12 protein-coding genes are annotated in these 15,915 nt (G+C 66.6%); 3 read left to right on the top strand and 9 right to left on the bottom strand.

Features of this window, described 5'->3' with window-relative positions; translation table 11 throughout:
* Positions 1-16: 16 nt before the first annotated feature.
* A complete protein-coding gene (locus HHX40_RS25910; RefSeq protein ID WP_182882690.1) occupies positions 17-1,063 on the bottom strand; it encodes a hypothetical protein in 1,047 nt (348 codons plus the stop codon).
* A gap of 393 nt (positions 1,064-1,456) precedes the next feature.
* On the opposite strand from HHX40_RS25910, the gene HHX40_RS25905 reads away from it, so the two are divergent.
* Both HHX40_RS25905 and katG read left to right on the top strand, forming a co-directional pair.
* Positions 1,457-1,894, top strand: a complete 438-nt coding sequence (locus HHX40_RS25905; protein ID WP_138462226.1) for a Fur family transcriptional regulator — start codon at positions 1,457-1,459, stop codon at positions 1,892-1,894.
* 32 nt (positions 1,895-1,926) lie between these two features.
* Positions 1,927-4,158 (top strand): catalase/peroxidase HPI, encoded by a 2,232-nt coding sequence (gene katG / locus HHX40_RS25900; RefSeq protein WP_182882689.1) that lies wholly within the window; start codon positions 1,927-1,929, stop codon positions 4,156-4,158.
* A gap of 100 nt (positions 4,159-4,258) precedes the next feature.
* On the opposite strand, the gene HHX40_RS25895 is transcribed toward katG, so the two are convergent.
* Entirely contained in the window at positions 4,259-4,486 is a 228-nt protein-coding gene (locus tag HHX40_RS25895) for a DUF397 domain-containing protein (protein WP_182882688.1), read from the bottom strand.
* Positions 4,477-5,256 carry a helix-turn-helix domain-containing protein gene (locus HHX40_RS25890; protein WP_182882687.1) on the bottom strand — a complete coding sequence of 260 codons (780 nt, stop codon included), beginning with the start codon at positions 5,254-5,256 and terminating at the stop codon, positions 4,477-4,479. Before HHX40_RS25890 ends, HHX40_RS25895 begins: the two co-directional genes overlap by 10 nt.
* 127 nt (positions 5,257-5,383) lie before the next feature.
* On the opposite strand from HHX40_RS25890, the gene HHX40_RS25885 reads away from it, so the two are divergent.
* A complete protein-coding gene (locus tag HHX40_RS25885; RefSeq protein ID WP_182882686.1) occupies positions 5,384-5,845 on the top strand; it encodes an ATP-binding protein in 462 nt (153 codons plus the stop codon).
* A 9-nt stretch (positions 5,846-5,854) separates the two neighbouring features.
* Here HHX40_RS25885 and HHX40_RS25880 read toward each other — a convergent pair whose 3' ends face one another.
* The 6 genes from HHX40_RS25880 to HHX40_RS25855 all read right to left on the bottom strand — a co-directional run bounded on the left by HHX40_RS25880 (position 5,855) and on the right by HHX40_RS25855 (position 15,914).
* Entirely contained in the window at positions 5,855-7,375 is a 1,521-nt protein-coding gene (locus HHX40_RS25880; RefSeq protein WP_182882685.1) for a serine/threonine-protein kinase, read from the bottom strand.
* Between the two features lie 45 nt (positions 7,376-7,420).
* On the bottom strand, positions 7,421-10,657 hold the full coding sequence (locus HHX40_RS25875; RefSeq protein WP_182882684.1) for a type I restriction endonuclease subunit R: 3,237 nt from the start codon (positions 10,655-10,657) through the stop codon (positions 7,421-7,423).
* 121 nt (positions 10,658-10,778) lie between these two features.
* Positions 10,779-11,408 carry a DUF4276 family protein gene (locus tag HHX40_RS25870; RefSeq protein WP_220499588.1) on the bottom strand — a complete coding sequence of 210 codons (630 nt, stop codon included), beginning with the start codon at positions 11,406-11,408 and terminating at the stop codon, positions 10,779-10,781.
* Positions 11,409-11,454: 46 nt separating this feature from the next.
* Entirely contained in the window at positions 11,455-12,612 is a 1,158-nt protein-coding gene (locus HHX40_RS25865) for an AAA family ATPase (protein WP_182882683.1), read from the bottom strand.
* Positions 12,612-13,829, bottom strand: coding sequence for a restriction endonuclease subunit S (locus tag HHX40_RS25860; protein WP_182882682.1), 1,218 nt, complete (start codon positions 13,827-13,829; stop codon positions 12,612-12,614). The genes HHX40_RS25865 and HHX40_RS25860 overlap by 1 nt, the downstream gene beginning before the upstream one ends.
* An 87-nt stretch (positions 13,830-13,916) precedes the next feature.
* Entirely contained in the window at positions 13,917-15,914 is a 1,998-nt protein-coding gene (locus HHX40_RS25855; protein WP_310738279.1) for a class I SAM-dependent DNA methyltransferase, read from the bottom strand.
* Position 15,915: the final 1 nt, after the last annotated feature.

The raw sequence follows: 15,915 nt of genomic DNA, 5'->3' as shown, positions 1-15,915 counted from the left end.
CGGCGCGCTCCACATGTCAGGCCACCAGCAGGCCGGGCGTGTGGTGCGGATGGCGGTTCCCCTTGTCCCGACCGCTGTCCTGACCGCCCGACCGCCCGGGCCTGAGGCAGGAACAGGCCGCGGCCTCCGAGGCGAGCCGCACACGCAGAAGGCCGCCGTGGCCCGGCCCGCCGAGCGAGGCGTCGGACTCGGCCCCGGCCACCACTGGCGGTTGCCGCCGCCCGCCTGCCTCGTCCCACCCGGCCGAGACGAGCGCGTATTCGGCCCCGGCCACGCGCAGGCGCTGATCGATGCTCCGGAAGGGCGCCGCAGGACTCGTCGAGAGCCAGGTGAGGTGACCCTCCAGCAGCGCTTCGGCGGCGGTCCGCAGCGCGGTGACCGCGCAGAGGCTGTGCACGCAGGCGAGCCCGGTCAGCGTGATCTCCGGAAGCCCGAAGCGTCGCAGCCCTCGCGACACGGCGACGAGACAGGCGCATCCGCCCGCGCCCGCGTCACCATCGGCACCCGGACAGACGCCGTCGCCCGCGCCCTCACCCGTGCCCTGATCCGTGCCGTCGCCGGGATCGGCAGCGCCACCGGCGTCGAGCGCGCATCCGGCCGCGGATTCCGCGCACGACAACCTCCAGCCCAGCCAGTCGTCACCGAGATCGAAGTCCTCGCGCTCCCCCGGGCACTCGGCGCAGTGGTAGACCGCCCCGCCGACGAGCGGGTCGTACAGCGTGCCGTGGCAGGCCTCCGCGATTCCGCGCGCGGCCGCCCGGGCGACCTGCGCGGCCTCGGGTTGTTCCCCGACGGGGGCCGTGCTCGTCACCACCACGTGGTGACGAGCACGCCGTACCCGTTTCAGATCGTCGCGGCCCAGGTCCATCCGCCGCCAGGGAGACCGTGCCGAACGGAACTCCGCCAGCTCCAGCCGGGCGGTTCCGAGCGCCTCCCTCGCGCTCCGCCGATGGGCCGGGCCCATCCGCCAGGGCACGACCGACGACAGGTCGGCCGGCGTACGGTCGGTGACCACGACGAAGACCGACGAGGTCTGCGCGGGCACGGGATAGGTGAGACGCATGGCTCCTCCTCGAAGGGTGCTGCGTACGCGGACCGCGTGAACGGCCGCGATCTGCCGCGGGAAGTGCCGGAGGAACGGCCGCACACCGCGCCGGCCGCTCCTCCGATCGCCGCGTGCACAGCCTGCGCCATTTCCGCGGCACGCGTCCCACCCGAACGCCGCTCTGTGGATAACCGATCCATCGAGCCGATCGTCGCGGCCCGTATGGCCGGATTGGTCCATAGATCAGCGGCGTGACCCGCCACAGGGACGTCCGCTACTCGGCACAGAGGTCCGTGAGCAGCACGTATGGCTCGACGCCGCGCCTCTTGGGCCGAACATTACCCTTAATGTCACAAACTTGGACGATTCGATGACTTGAACTGTTCATGTTTAGGGAGATAGGTTGGCGTCATGACCGCACCCAGGACTCCGACCGCCGCCGAGGAGCTGCGCGGTGCCGGCCTGCGGGTGACGGCCGCGCGCGTCGCACTGCTGGAGACGGTCCGGCACGGTGACCATCTCGACGTCGAGACGATCGCGTCAGGGGTCCGCGACCGCGTCGGCCACATCTCTCTCCAGGCCGTCTACGAGGCCCTCCACGCGCTCACCTCGGCGGGCCTCATCCGTCGCATCGAACCGGCCGGCAGCCCGGCCAGATTCGAGGGGCGCGTCGGTGACAACCATCACCACCTCGTGTGCCGGTCCTGCGGTGTCGTCGCGGACGTCGACTGCGCGGTCGGCGAGGCCCCCTGCCTGACCTCTTCCGACGACCACGGCTTCGCCATCGACGAGGCCGAGGTCATCTACTGGGGCCTGTGCCCCGGCTGTTCCAGCGCACGCAGCTCCTGAGCCCCATGATCCGCTGATTCAGAAGGATTTCCATGACTGAGAACCATGACGCGATCGTTGTCGACCCGAAGACGGAGGGCGAGGGCGGCGGCTGCCCGGTCGCGCACGAGCGCGCCCTGCACCCCACCCAGGGCGGCGGCAACCGCCAGTGGTGGCCGGAGCGGCTCAACCTGAGGATCCTCGCCAAGAACCCCGCCGTGGCCAACCCCCTCGGCGAGGAGTTCGACTACGCCGCGGCGTTCAACTCCCTCGACCTCCCGGCCGTGAAGCGGGACATCGCCGAGGTGCTGACCACCTCGCAGGACTGGTGGCCGGCCGACTTCGGCCACTACGGCCCGCTCATCATCCGGATGGCCTGGCACAGCGCGGGCACCTACCGCATCAGCGACGGCCGCGGCGGCGCCGGCGCGGGTCAGCAGCGTTTCGCCCCGCTCAACAGCTGGCCCGACAACGCCAACCTCGACAAGGCCCGCCGCCTGCTGTGGCCGGTCAAGAAGAAGTACGGCAAGAACATCTCCTGGGCCGACCTCATGATCCTCGCCGGCAACGTCGCGCTGGAGTCGATGGGCTTCAAGACCTTCGGCTACGCGGGCGGCCGTGCGGACGTGTGGGAGTCCGAGGAGGACGTCTACTGGGGTCCCGAGACCACCTGGCTCGGCGACGAGCGCTACACCGGCGACCGGGAGCTGGAGAACCCCCTCGCCGCGGTGCAGATGGGCCTCATCTACGTCAACCCGGAGGGCCCGAACGGCAACCCCGACCCGCTCGCCGCGGCCCGCGACATCCGTGAGACGTTCCGCCGGATGGCGATGAACGACGAGGAGACGGTCGCGCTGATCGCGGGAGGCCACACCTTCGGCAAGACCCACGGCGCCGGCCCGGCCGACCACGTGGAGGTCGACCCCGAGGCCGCCCCGATCGAGCAGCAGGGTCTCGGCTGGAGGAACACGTACGGCACCGGCAAGGGCGGCGACACGATCACCAGCGGCCTCGAGGTCACCTGGACGCCCACCCCGACCACGTGGGACAACAGCTTCTTCGAGGTCCTGTTCGGCTACGAGTGGGAGCTGACCAAGAGCCCCGCCGGCGCCAACCAGTGGAAGCCGAAGGACGGCGCCGGCGAGGGCACCGTCCCCGACGCCCACGACCCGTCGAAGCGCCAGGCGCCGAAGATGCTCACGACCGACCTCGCGCTCCGGTTCGACCCGATCTACGAGCAGATCTCGCGGCGCTTCCTGGAGAACCCCGACGAGTTCGCGGACGCCTTCGCCCGGGCGTGGTACAAGCTGACCCATCGCGACATGGGCCCGGTCGTGCGTTACCTCGGCCCGGAGGTCCCGTCCGAGGTGCTGCTGTGGCAGGACCCGCTCCCCGAGCGGACGTACGAGCTGGTCGAGGCCGCGGACATCGCCTCCCTCAAGGAGCGGATCCTCGCCACCGGCCTGCCGGTGTCGCAGCTGGTGTCCACCGCCTGGGCGGCGGCCGCGTCCTTCCGCGGCAGCGACAAGCGCGGCGGCGCGAACGGCGGCCGCATCCGCCTCCAGCCGCAGAGCGGGTGGGAGGTCAACGACCCCGACCAGCTCGCGACGGTGCTGAGCGCCCTGGAGGGCGTCCAGCGGGAGTTCAACGCCCAGAGCGGTGACAAGCAGGTCTCGCTGGCCGACCTGATCGTGCTGGCCGGATGCGCCGCCGTCGAGAAGGCCGCCAAGGACGCCGGTTTCGACGTCGAGGTGCCCTTCGCGCCGGGCCGCGTGGACGCGTCGCAGGAGCAGACGGACGTCGAGTCGTTCGCCGCGATCGAGCCGAGCGCGGACGGCTTCCGCAACTACTACGGGAAGGGCAACCGGCTGCCCGCCGAGTACCTTCTGATCGACCGGGCGAACCTGCTGAACCTCAGCGCCCCCGAGATGACGGTCCTCGTCGGCGGCCTGCGCGTCCTGGGCGCCAACCACCAGCAGTCGAAGCTGGGCGTCCTCACCGAGACCCCCGGCGTGCTGACCAACGACTTCTTCGTCAACCTGCTCGACCTGGGCACGGAGTGGAAGTCGACGTCCGAGGACCAGACCGCGTTCGAGGGCCGCGACGCCGCCACGGGCGAGGTCAAGTGGACCGGCACCCGCGCCGACCTCGTCTTCGGCGCCAACTCCGAGCTGCGCGCGGTCGCGGAGGTCTACGCGAGCGACGACGCCAAGGAGAAGTTCGTGACCGACTTCGTCAAGGCGTGGGACAAGGTCATGAACCTCGACCGGTTCGACCTGCGCTGATCACGACCGTTCAGGCCGGCCCCACTCGGGCCGGCCCGAACGCTTTTCCGTTCAAGAACCCCGCCGAGCGGGACACGACCCATACTGAGTGGGTGTGAGCTCAGGAGTTCGGCTCGAATTCGCCGGCCTGGACGCCGAGGACGAATGCCTTCCACTCCTCGGGGGTGAAGAACAACGCGGGCCCGTCAGGGTCCTTCGAGTCGCGGAGGGCGATCAACCGGCCGCTCTTGTGATCAGGTCCTCCGTCGACCTCCGCCACCTCGACGCAGTCGCCGCCGTTGTCGCCGGAGAAGCTCGACTTGCGCCAGCGGGCGGTGCTCAGGTCCATCTGTCCTCCATCGCCTTCCTGATCAGTTCGAGGGACATGGTCAGCGGAAGCGCCTCGGTGCGGATAGCCTCGAACCGCTCGATCGCCGCTGCGACATCCTCCACGTCACTTGTGGTGATGCCGCGGACGGCGGTCTCCGCGTACAGCACATCACTTCCGCCCTCCAGAGTCGCGATGACAAACCCTCCGAGCAACCCCGAATGCATCCCGTGTGGGACAACCTGCACGCTCAGCCGGGAGCCGACCACCGCGACCAGGTGTTCGAGCTGTTCGCGCATGACTGCCGGGCCGCCGATCGGACGGTACAGCACCGCCTCGTCCAGGACGCACCGAAAGATCGGCGGCTGCGGGTCCTCGCGGGTGAGGATGCCCTGCCGGTTCAGGCGAGCCGCCACCGCTTCCTCGCTCCCCCGCAAAACCGTCCGCGCGTACGCCTCGGTCTGCAGCAGGCCGGGCACCAGGAGCGGCTGGTAGGTCCGCAGCGTGGTGGCGACCTGCTCCTTGTCGCGCCACTTGCCGAACCAGGAGGGGAACACCTGGCCCTTGCGCCAGTCGAGTAGGCGGAGCAGCGCCCCACCGGTGGACAACGCCTCGTCGCAGCACTGCGCGAACTCCGGGCTGGCCGGAAGGTGACCGGTCTCGATACCGCTGATCAGGGACTCGCTGAAGTGCACCTTCTGGGCGAGTTGCGCCTGCGTCAGGCCCACCGCCTGCCGATAGTGGCGCAGTTCCCTGCCCCATATCGCCTGCGGCGCATAGCTGTCCACCATGGCCTCCCACCTCGGTTCAACGACAGGGACGCAGCCTTCAAATGTCGGCCTTGGTAACGAAATCGATACTCACAGTAGCCAGAACTCGACAGCCTGGATGTGGATTTCCGACATCAGGAGAACAGCGATGACAGAGGCAGTCGTGGCCCGCAGGGTGCTGACCGAATACCGCTACAGGCCGGACCGGCCGACGCTCGTCCTCGCCGAGAAACGGCTGCCGCGCGACATCCGGTGCGTCGCCTCGGCTCGGCGGTTCGTCAAGGACGTGGCGGCCGACTGGAACGCGGCCGAGGACGTCCCGGAGGTCGCCGAACTCCTGGCGTCGGAACTCGTCACCAACGCGCTCACCCACGGCGTCACCGGCACCTCGGCGGCGAGCACGATCCGCGTCACCGTCAGCCGGGAGGACTCCCTGCTCGTCGTGGACGTCCACGACCCCTGCCCGGCACTCCCCCGGCCTCGCGCGGCCGGCTCACTCGACGCGTACGGCCGGGGGCTCGCGATCGTCCAGGCGTTCTCCCACCGCTGGGGCTGGGCTCCCACCCCGTACGGCAAGTCGGTCTGGTTCCAGCTCCTCGCCTGGCCCTGACCCGCCCTTCTACTCGTCGTATTGATCGAGGCGAGCGATATACCCGTCGATCTCAACCACCTCGGGTGAATGATCCCCGAAACGCTCGGCCCGCTCGTCCCGGATCTCCTCGAATGCGGCTCGTGCCTCGAGGAAACGCCGCGTCCGGGCCAGGAGCACGCCGACCTGGAGATGGATCTCTTCAGTTCGCGGATCGTGCTCGTCCACGACCAGGAGCCACTCCGGCAGCAGGTCCTGGAACGCCGCCAGCGCGGCAGTGTCCTCCCCCAGGAGAGATCTGCAGTTGGCGGCGTAGTAGCGACATTCGAGCACGTCCATGTCGCCGTCCCCGTACAGAGCGGTGAGCGCTGCTCCGGCGGCTTCGAACTCGCCCAGCGCGCGCCGGTAGGATCCGGCGGCGAAGAGCACGCCCGCGAGGCCGAGCCGTAGATCTGCCGCGAGCCCTCGATCGTGCCCGGCTCTGGCGATCGCCTCCGCCAGAAGGTCGGTGGCCTCGGCGAACTGCTCGGCCTTCGCCAACCGAGCGGCCCGCTCCCTGATCTCGTCGGCCTCCTCGACCGGCAGAGGTTTGTGAGACACGGGCAGCGGTTCCGGCCTTCTGCGCGGCACCGCCGCCAGGGGCTTGGTGAAGGGCCGCGTGGGATCGAACTCCGGGCGTACGGCTTGCGCCCCGTCCGCTCTCACGTACGGCAGGAGCGCATCGTAGACGGACTCGGCGTCAGGGCGGTCGTCGGAGTTCTTCGCGAGCATCCGCAAGATGAGCGTCTCGATGGGCGAAGGGACGTCCGCGCGGAGCGTGGTGACCGCGGGCGGCTGGGTGTGCACGTGGTTGTATCTGATGGAGGCGTCCGGCTCGAAGACGAGCTCACCGGTGAGAAGCTCGTGCAGCACGCACCCCAGTGCGTACACATCGGTTGCGGAACCCAGGCCGCTGGAAAGGCACTGCTCAGGGGACATGTAGGGCGGTGTGCCGATGGTCTGCCCGACCATGGTCAGCCTGGCGCCGTCTCCCCCGTCGAGCAGGGCGGCGATGCCGAAGTCCAGTACCTTGACCACGCCGCCGTTCGTGACGTACAGGTTGCGCGGCTTGATGTCCCGGTGAACCACGGAGACCTGGTGCACCTCGGCGAGGGTCGCCGCGACCTGCGCCGCGATCGCCGCCGCCCAGGCGATCGACGGCGGATCGTCCCCATAGTCCTGTTCACCGATGAGGTCGTGGACCTCGGCCCCAGTGAGCAACTCCATGACGACGTAGAGCTGCCCACTGTCGCGGTCCTCTCCGGCGTCGTGAACAGCCGGAATCCCCACGCAGCTGAGGCTCGCGGCTGTTTTTACCTCACGCAGGAACCTCTTGCGCGCGGTCTCCCGATCGCCGGAGAGGACATGCGGTTCCTTCATCAGCTTGACGGCAACGCGGCGGTCCAGCACGGGGTCGTAGGCCGCCCACACCTCGCCCATGCCGCCCTGACCGATCGGCTGGTGGAGCCGATACCGATCAGCGATCAGGCGGGCCCTGGTGAGATCGGTCATAGCCGCCAGCGTGACAGCCGCGATCAAGCTACGGCAAGCGGGACATTACCCCTCCGACTTGGTATTAGCTGACATTCCGCCCGTCTGGCGGAGCCTTCGTTCGGCTTCCCTGCGAGCCGGACGGCGGATCAGGTCGTAGGCCTGCTTCCTCGCCACCTGAGTGAACACTTCCTTGAACTCCGGGTCCTCACCGAAGAACCGCTTCACCAGGGTGTCGTTGGCCTCCGCTCGCTCCCCGACCACCCGGCGCAGGTGCTTGTCGAAGACCTGGCCGAACTTGTCGAGATCGTCGAGGACGAGACCCGCCTGCTGGATCGCCTCATTCTCTGCGAGGGCGACGACCTGCTGGCCGAACCAGACCTGGTCACCAGTGTCGAGGTTCCAGCCATGCCTGTTGTTGATCTCGGCGATGACCTGGGAAAGCGGCACCTCCTCATCGTCCTGCCCGCCCCCGCCCCCTTCGACGGAGAAGCCGGGCAGCAGCTGCGCGCCCTGGGGTTCGAGGCTCACGTCCTGTTGGCCGGATCGGACGATCCGCAGGTGGGTGAGGTCTACGGGGCCGATGTCGACACCGGCCCCGGCGTCCGGCCTGATGCGGTTGGCGAGGTATCGGGCGAAGCGGTAGAGCGCCTCCAGCTCGCGATCGGGATAGCCGGCGACCTGGGAGAGATAGCTGTAGGCGCGGACGAGCTGGTCGAGCGCCTTACGGAACCCTTCGGCCGCCTCCGGGTCCGTCTCCTCGACGTGGAGGTAGCGATCTCTCGCGGGCTCGGTGAGCCGGTTGAGCTGGGCGTGCGCCTTCTCGATCTGCGCCCTAGTGGCCTGCGGACTCTCCGCTTCCAACTGCACTAGGGCGAACGCCTCGATTTCGCTGTCGTCCAGCAGCTGATAGCCCCTGAGCTCGTGTTCCTTGGCATAGAGCAGGTTGGGGTCGGCCGGCTGGGCGTTGGCCTCCTCGTAGTAACGCTGGAACGACTTCTGGATCTGTTCCGCGTCGTTGGCGAAGTCGAGAACGAAGACGTCTTCCTGCCGCTTCAGCGGGTGGGTGCGGTTCAGCCTGGACAGGGTCTGGACCGCTGCCACCCCCTCCAGCTTCTTGTCGACGTACATCGCGGTCAGAAGCGGCTGGTCGAATCCGGTCTGGTATTTGTCCGCCACGACCAGGATGCGATATTCGGCCTGGTCACGGGTGGCGGCGTGCGGGTCGTCGGCCTTCACGTAGCCGAACTTGGCCGGCGTCTCCCGGTCGGAGAACCCGTTGAGCTTCCCTTCGATGTAGTCGTTCTCGTCAAGGGTGAGCACCCCGGAGAAAGCGACCAGGGCACCGCAGTCGGTGAACTCCCGCTTGTCCACGTAGGCGCGGATCGCCTGATAGAGCCGTACGGCATGCTTGCGGCTGCCGGTCACGACCATCGCCTTGGCCCGCCCGGCCAGCCGGTGCATGATGTGCTCGCGAAAATGGTCGACGATGATCTGTGCCTGCTGGTCGAGCGCGGCGGGATTCAGTTTGACCGCGCGGACCAGCGCCGCCTTGGCCTTGCGGGCGTCCACGTTCGGGTCGGCTTCGACCTCGGCCTCGAGAGCGGCGTTGCGCAGCCGGAAGTAGGTGTCGTACGTGCTGTAGTTGCCGAGCACATCAAGGATGAAGCGCTCTTCGATGGCCTGCCGCATCGAGTAGGTGTGGAACGGCTTGCGGACCCGCTCTCCGTGCTCGTCCACCTCATCCGACGGGATGCCGAAGAGGTTGAGCGTCTTGTCCTTGGGCGTCGCGGTGAACGCGAAGTACGATAGGTTGGGATGACGTCCCCGCTTCGCCGCCGCGGCGGTCAGCGCGTCCGCCTCGTCGTCGCCGTTGCCGCTGCCGAGCAGCCGCTTCACCGCGTCGGCCGACTCCCCCGACTGCGACGAGTGCGCCTCATCGACGATGATCGCGTAACGCCGGTCATTGAGCGCGGCCACCTTCTCCTGGACGAACGTGAACTTCTGCAGCGTGGTGATGACGATCCGCGCGGTCTGCCCGATGAGAGCGCGGGCGAGCTGCTCGGAGTCCTCGTCGATCCGCTCCACCACGCCGAGCACATGGTCGAACTGGTGGATCGTGTCCTGCAGTTGCTTGTCCAGCACCCGCCGGTCGGTCATCACGATGACCTTGTCGAAGACCGGCTCGTTCGGCCCGACTCCCCTGTCCCGAGCCTCAGGAGCGATCAACCCGGCGTCCGCAGGGGTGTGCAACGAGGACAGCCGGTGGGCCAGCCAGGCGATCGAGTTCGACTTGCCGGACCCCGCCGAGTGCTCCACCAGGTAGTTGTCACCCGCCCCGTGCCGGGCCGCGTGCTCGGTCAGAGCCCGTACGGCATGCCACTGGTGGTAGCGGGGGAAGATCAGCGGCTTGCGGTGTGCGTCGCCTCGCTTGGCGACCGGCGCCTTGCCCTTCTTCAGGCTCTCGTCCTCGACATGCAGGAACCGATGGATCAGATCGAGCCAGGCATCGGGCTGCCATACCTGCTCCCACAGGTAGGACGTCCGGTAGCCGGTGGTTCCTTCGGGAAGCGGCGGGTTGCCCGCCCCGCCGTACTTCCCGGGTCCGCGGCTTCCCGTGTTGAACGGCAGGAACCGCGTCTTCTCCGAGGCGAGGCGGGTGGTGATGAAAACCATGTCCTGGTCGACCGCGAAGTGCACCAGGGTACGGCGGGCGAAAAGCACTTCTTTGGGGTCGCGTTTCCGATACTGCGCCTTGGCGTGGGTGACGTCACTCCCGGTGCCCTGGTTCTTCAGCTCGGCCGTGGCGACTGGGATGCCGTTGAGGAACAGCGTCAGGTCGGGGGCCTTGTGCGTGTCGTCGGCCGAGTAGCGCAACTGCCTGGTGACCGTCAGCCGGTTCGCGTCATACTCCTTGAGCGCGTCGGCGGCCAAGGTGTGGCTCGGCCGGAAATAGGCCAGCCGGATCTTGACCCCCTGGTCCTTCACGCCGTGCCGGAGCACGTCCAGCGCTCCCCGGCTGTCGATCTCCCGAGCGACCAGTTTGGTGAACTCCCGCATCGCGGTCTCGGTCTCCACCGACTGCGGGTCTCTGCCCGGATCGTACGGCTCGCGCGCGCCCCGGCGCCGCAGCAGTTCCTCCCACTCCTCGGCCTGCGTCGCGCCGATGAATGGGAACATCTCGCTAGTGTCGAGCCCAAGCTCCCGCTTGTAATGGGAGGAGGCGCCCTTTCCCCAGCCGGACCTGAGCAGCGCGCTCTCGATCACGTCCTCGAACGGCTTCTCGGTGTGCGCCCTGCTCATGCATCCACCCCAAAGGGAAGTCGACTACACGCGTCCCACTCGGCCGGGGTGAAGAACGAGGGTTCCCCCCGGTGTCCACATACCGGGAGGGAACCCCATCTCCGCCGCGCACGCAGGCCGGTCATGAGCCACCTCGCAAGAGTCGTTCGATGTCTCGGCAGAACTTGTCGAACGATGGCGCTGCCTTGCGCGCCAACTCCAGGTCGAAGGCATTGGCCAGCGGAGCCTGGTCCACGGTCGGTTTGTACGGTGTGCCATCCGTCTTCCGAGCGGAAAGCCATTCCTTGGCACCGCGAAGGGTCTCTGGATTCGGCGGTGGCTCAAGCGGGTTTGCGAGACCGCGGTGTCCGGCCAGCGACGGCGCGGCGGCCAGGAACCATGCCTCGAACTCCCGATGAGCCAGCACGACGGAGATCTCTTTGTCGCCGCGTGCGCGCCGAGCCCGATCGAGGAGTGCGGGTCCGAGCGTGGCGGGACAATCATCGTCGGAGTCGATGAGCAGCAGGATTCCGCCCGCACCGGTCACCTGGTACGAGGCCTGCAGCACAGCATCCTCGACGCCTCCAGGGGCGACGAGCTTGGTTCGCGGGACGCGGCGAGGCGGGGGAATCCGGACGTTCCAGAGCGACAGTGTGCCGGCGATCCTGCGCAGCAACACGGGGAGCGCGGACACTTCGCCCTCTCCCTCCACGACGGAGGCGATGGTGATCGGGCCGGTCACCTGGGGGGATGCGGCGATCGGAGCGGTCATGCGCCCGCCTGCGGGTTCATGGTGGAGGCTGCCGCGATCGGGTAGCTCATTCACCCACCTCCGGCTGAAGTTGGCCACTTCGCATCAGCTCACCAAGAGTGGTCCGCTTGTCCTCTACGAGACGCCGACTCACCTGATCTATCTCGCCGATCACGGTAACTCCTCCGGTCATCGCCACCACCCGCACGGAGGCCGGATCGAATTCGTCACGGTCGAGCAGGTCAGCGCTCTGTGTGGTGACCACAACCTGGACGCGCTCGCTCGCCTCAGTCAGCGCGTCGAACAGCGCTCCGGCAGCGGCCGGGTGGAGGGCGGTCTCTGGCTCCTCGATGGCGACCAGCTCCGCTTCCCCATCCACTACGACGGGCTGAAACAATGCCGCCAGCACGCCCGCCGCGTGCAGCGTCCCCTCGGAGACCGCCTCCGGACCGAAGGGGCGCTCCCCCTCCCGGGTACGCAACTCCACGGTCGAATAGCTGTCGATCACACGCTGGTTCACGCTCACCGCTTCGGGAACGATCGCCCTGAGGTAGTCATCAATCCGGGCCTTGAACACGGGGTGCCTCCATGCAAGCTCCCCCAACACGGATCCGAGACGCTCCCCCGCGTAGCCGAGGGTCCCAAGCCGCTGATCCGGCTCGATCTTCCGCATCCGATCCACGTCCAGGTGGTGGAAGAGCATCGCCCGCAGGCTGTGGTAGACCTCGCTGAACTCGCCTCGGGTGCCGGCCAGCGGCAGGTAGAGCCGATCCCGCTCGATTCCGCCTCCATCGACGACCACTCCGGCCAGCACGTCGAACCGAGTCTCCGCCCCCTCATCCCGTTCACGATGGATGACGCAGTACTCCTCTTCAACCACAAGCGGGCGGCGTTCGGTGCTGTCTCGCCCGATCGTGAAGCCGTACTCGGCAGAAATCGACTCACCGTACAGGTGGACCGTGAACTCCAGGTGGATGCCGAAGTGGTCGGCGGGCTGGGGGACCTGGCGGAGCACCTCGTCAAGACCACCCCGTTTGGCCACAGCGTCGGCGGGGGTCGATCCCAGCGCGTCCACCACGAACAGCAGCGCGTCGATGAAGTTACTCTTTCCCGCGCCGTTGGGGCCTAGCAGGACCAGCAGCGGACTAAAGGTGACCTCGCAGGAGGCGATGCTCTTGTAGTTGGCCACCCGCACCCGCCGAAGAAACGGCACCGTCTGCCCCATCACGCCCCCCGCGCCGTCGCCACATCGATCTGCCCGGTGACCGCTGCATCAACCAGCGCCTGCTTCCACTCAGAGATGAGTGCGAGCTTCTTAGTCAACTGCCCGCGAAGAGCTTCATTCCATGAAAGTGCCTCGTCTATGAGTTTGATATGATGAGCTTGAGTGCTCAAATTCGGCAGTGAAATGCTGGTTTCTGCTACTTCGGCCAGACCTAGCCCCACCTTGGCACCACCATAGCTGGACATTCTGAGTGCACGGTTTGCCGCAGGGGCTTTGATCGCATACGCCAACCATCTTGGATGGCATATCGACTCGCGGGCACGGAGCAGGCAGATGTGCTGACTTACATTCCCATCAACTGTATGAGCGTCGATAACACCGACTGAGCCGATATCGGCAGTGATGCTCACCAGCACATCACCTACCTGCGTCCGGGTTCTTTCTCGCTCAGACCCCGCGGGGGGATCCACGTAAGCCAGATCCTCAAGGGATAGTGCGATACCTCGTCGCGGAATATTTGCAATTCGGATAAATGGCACACCCGAATCGCCAACCAATTCGCCCCACCCTCGTGGCCCACTGGTCAACCTGCTCACAACATGCTTGATTCGTGCGGCCGGGGCGCTATTAACTGATGTCAGCTCGTGAAGAACGCTATCTTCGCGCGACTCCAAAAGTTCAATCTGCCTGCGGAGGGCCTGGGCGGAGTCAGTTAGCCGGGAGCACTCAGAGTCGAGGAATTTGACAATTCTTAGCTGCTCCTCTAGGGCGGGAACGGGGATCGGCATATCCCTCATTGCGCCCACGTTGAAATGAGACTGGATACTACCGACGGACTGTTCAGAAATTCGCCGACGTGAATAGCCCGAGTTGAGCACATATTCAAGGTAGCGAGGTACTAGCTTACATCCGGGACGAATGATTATGAGGTCGATACAATTGGATCCATCCAGCTCGACAGGAACGACAGCCGCAGCCCCGGCTTGTCCTGTCCGAACAACTACGAGATCACCGGCGCGCAAGCGAGATTTCTTGTTAGCCGCATGACCATCATGGCTGATCTGAACGAGGCCGTCTTTCACGATGCGGCCCGGACGAATATTTACGCCCCGTAGCGCTGGTATGCCTCCCTCGTTGACGTACCAGACAGCTGGAGTGATCACAATTCCAACAGAAATAGATTCCGCCAGATACTTCAGCGGAGCGATGGTTGACACAACCGGATGTCCATTGACATTCACATTATCCTCGGCAATTTGACATACAGCGATCTAGATCGCGTTTACAAGAGTGCTCCTGGGAAGTCATGCGGTCGCCTCGCCGAGGAGTGACTGGATCTGAGACTCAAGTTCCTTGAGTTCGGCGTCGATCTCGGAGAGAGGGCGGGGTGGGGTGTAGACGTAGAAGTGCCGGGTGAAGGGGATCTCATAACCGATCTTGAAGCGCTCCAGGAGACCGGTCTTGGGGTTCTTCGTCTCGGCGATCCAGGCGTCGGGGACGTGCGGGAGGACTTCACGGGCGAAGTACTCGTCGATGTCCTCCTTCAACGGCACGTTCTCGTAGTCACGCAGGTCCGGGTCTGGAAGCGGCGCACCCTTCTTCGTCTGGACCTCCCCCTCGGGGTCGGTCACGGCGACCGCGTTCCAGATGGCCTTGTCGGCTGCCACACCGGGCCAGAGCACACCGCCCTCGGCGGCGGCCGCCGCCAGAGTTGCTCGGGCCTCGGCCCGGGTCGGCCAGGCCGTACCGATCAACGGCTTGAACGCCTCGATCAGCAACGACCCCTCCGCGTAGGCCGCGAACGCCTTGGCCTCGGCGAGAGCCTTCAGGGTCTCCTCGGTCACCTCGAACCGCTGGCGGAGCGGCCGGTCGATCGTGATGCGCTGGTAACCGAAGTCCTCGTTGTCGAAGACCTTCACCTTGCCGTGGGCCCAGTGCTCCGGATCGGCCGCCGCGTCGAGAGCTTCGCCGTACAGCTTGGTGATCTCGAAGATCTGGTCCTCCGTGATCTCCTTGCGCTTCTCGCCGAGGGACTTGCGCATCTTGGCCCAGTAGTCGCGAGCGTCCAGCAGGACGACCTTGCCCTTGTGGGAAGGGTCTTTGCGGTTGGACAGGATCCAGAAGTACGTGGAGATGCCGGTGTTGTAGAAGAGCTGGTCAGGGAGGGCGACGATCGTCTCCAGCAGGTCTCGTTCGAGGATCCAGCGGCGGATCTCCGACTCGCCCGAGCCCGCCCCTCCGGTGAACAGCGGGGAGCCGTTGAAGACGATCGCCAGGCGGGTGCCTCCCTTGGAGGCGGGCCGCATCTTGGAGATCATGTGCTGGAGGAAGAGGAACGACCCATCGTTGATGCGGGGCAGCCCCGCGCCGAACCGGCCGGAGTGTTTCAGCACCTCATGCTCGGTCTTGACGGCGTCTTCGACCTTCTTCCACTCCACGCCGAACGGCGGATTGGCGAGCATGTAGTCGAAGGTCCTGCCCTTGTGCTTGTCGTCGCTGAAGGAGTTGCCGAGCCGGATGTTGGCCGGGTCGTGGTCCTTCATCATCATGTCGGACCGGCAGATCGCGTAGGACTCCTCGTTGAGCTCCTGTCCGAACACCTCGACGTTGACGCCGGCGCGGCTCTGCGCCCTGATGTGCTCCTCGGCCGCACTGAGCATGCCGCCGGTGCCGCAGGCGGGGTCGAGGATGTTGATGACGTCGCCGGGGTCGTGCTTGCCCAGGTCGGGCGCGAGCAGCAGGTTGACCATCAGTTCGATGACCTCGCGTGGCGTGAAATGCTCTCCGGCGGTCTCATTGGAGGCGTCGGCGAACTTGCGGATGAGCTCCTCGAAGACGTATCCCATACCGTGGTTGTCGACCTGCGCCGGGCTGAGGGGGAAGCCGGCGAATGCCTGCACCACCTTGTAGAGCAGCCCCGCGTTGTCCAGCCGCACGATCTGCCGGTGGAAGTCGTACTTGTCGATGATCTCTCGGGCGGCCGAGGAGAACCCGTTGACGTAGTCCTGCAGGTTCTTCCGCACGTCGGCGGGGGCGGCGCCGATGGTCTCGAAGCTCTGCTTCGACCGGTTGAAGAACCGCAGCCCGATCTGGTCGCAGATCAGCTCGTCCTTGTCGGGGAAGTCATAGGCCTTGTCCTTCTCCCACACCAGCGCACGGGTGGGCGCCATCACGCAGTCCATCCGCCGCAGCACGGTGAACGGCAGGATCACTTTGCCGTACTCCGACTGTTTGTAGTCGCCGCGGAGCAGGTCGGCCACCTTCCAGATGAGGCCCGCCAACTGTCTGTGGGTGGTCTCCACG

The organism is Microbispora sp. H10949, from assembly GCF_014161435.1.
Classification (GTDB): Bacteria; Actinomycetota; Actinomycetes; order Streptosporangiales; family Streptosporangiaceae; genus Microbispora; species Microbispora triticiradicis.
This window is presented reverse-complemented; position numbering and strand designations above follow the sequence as displayed.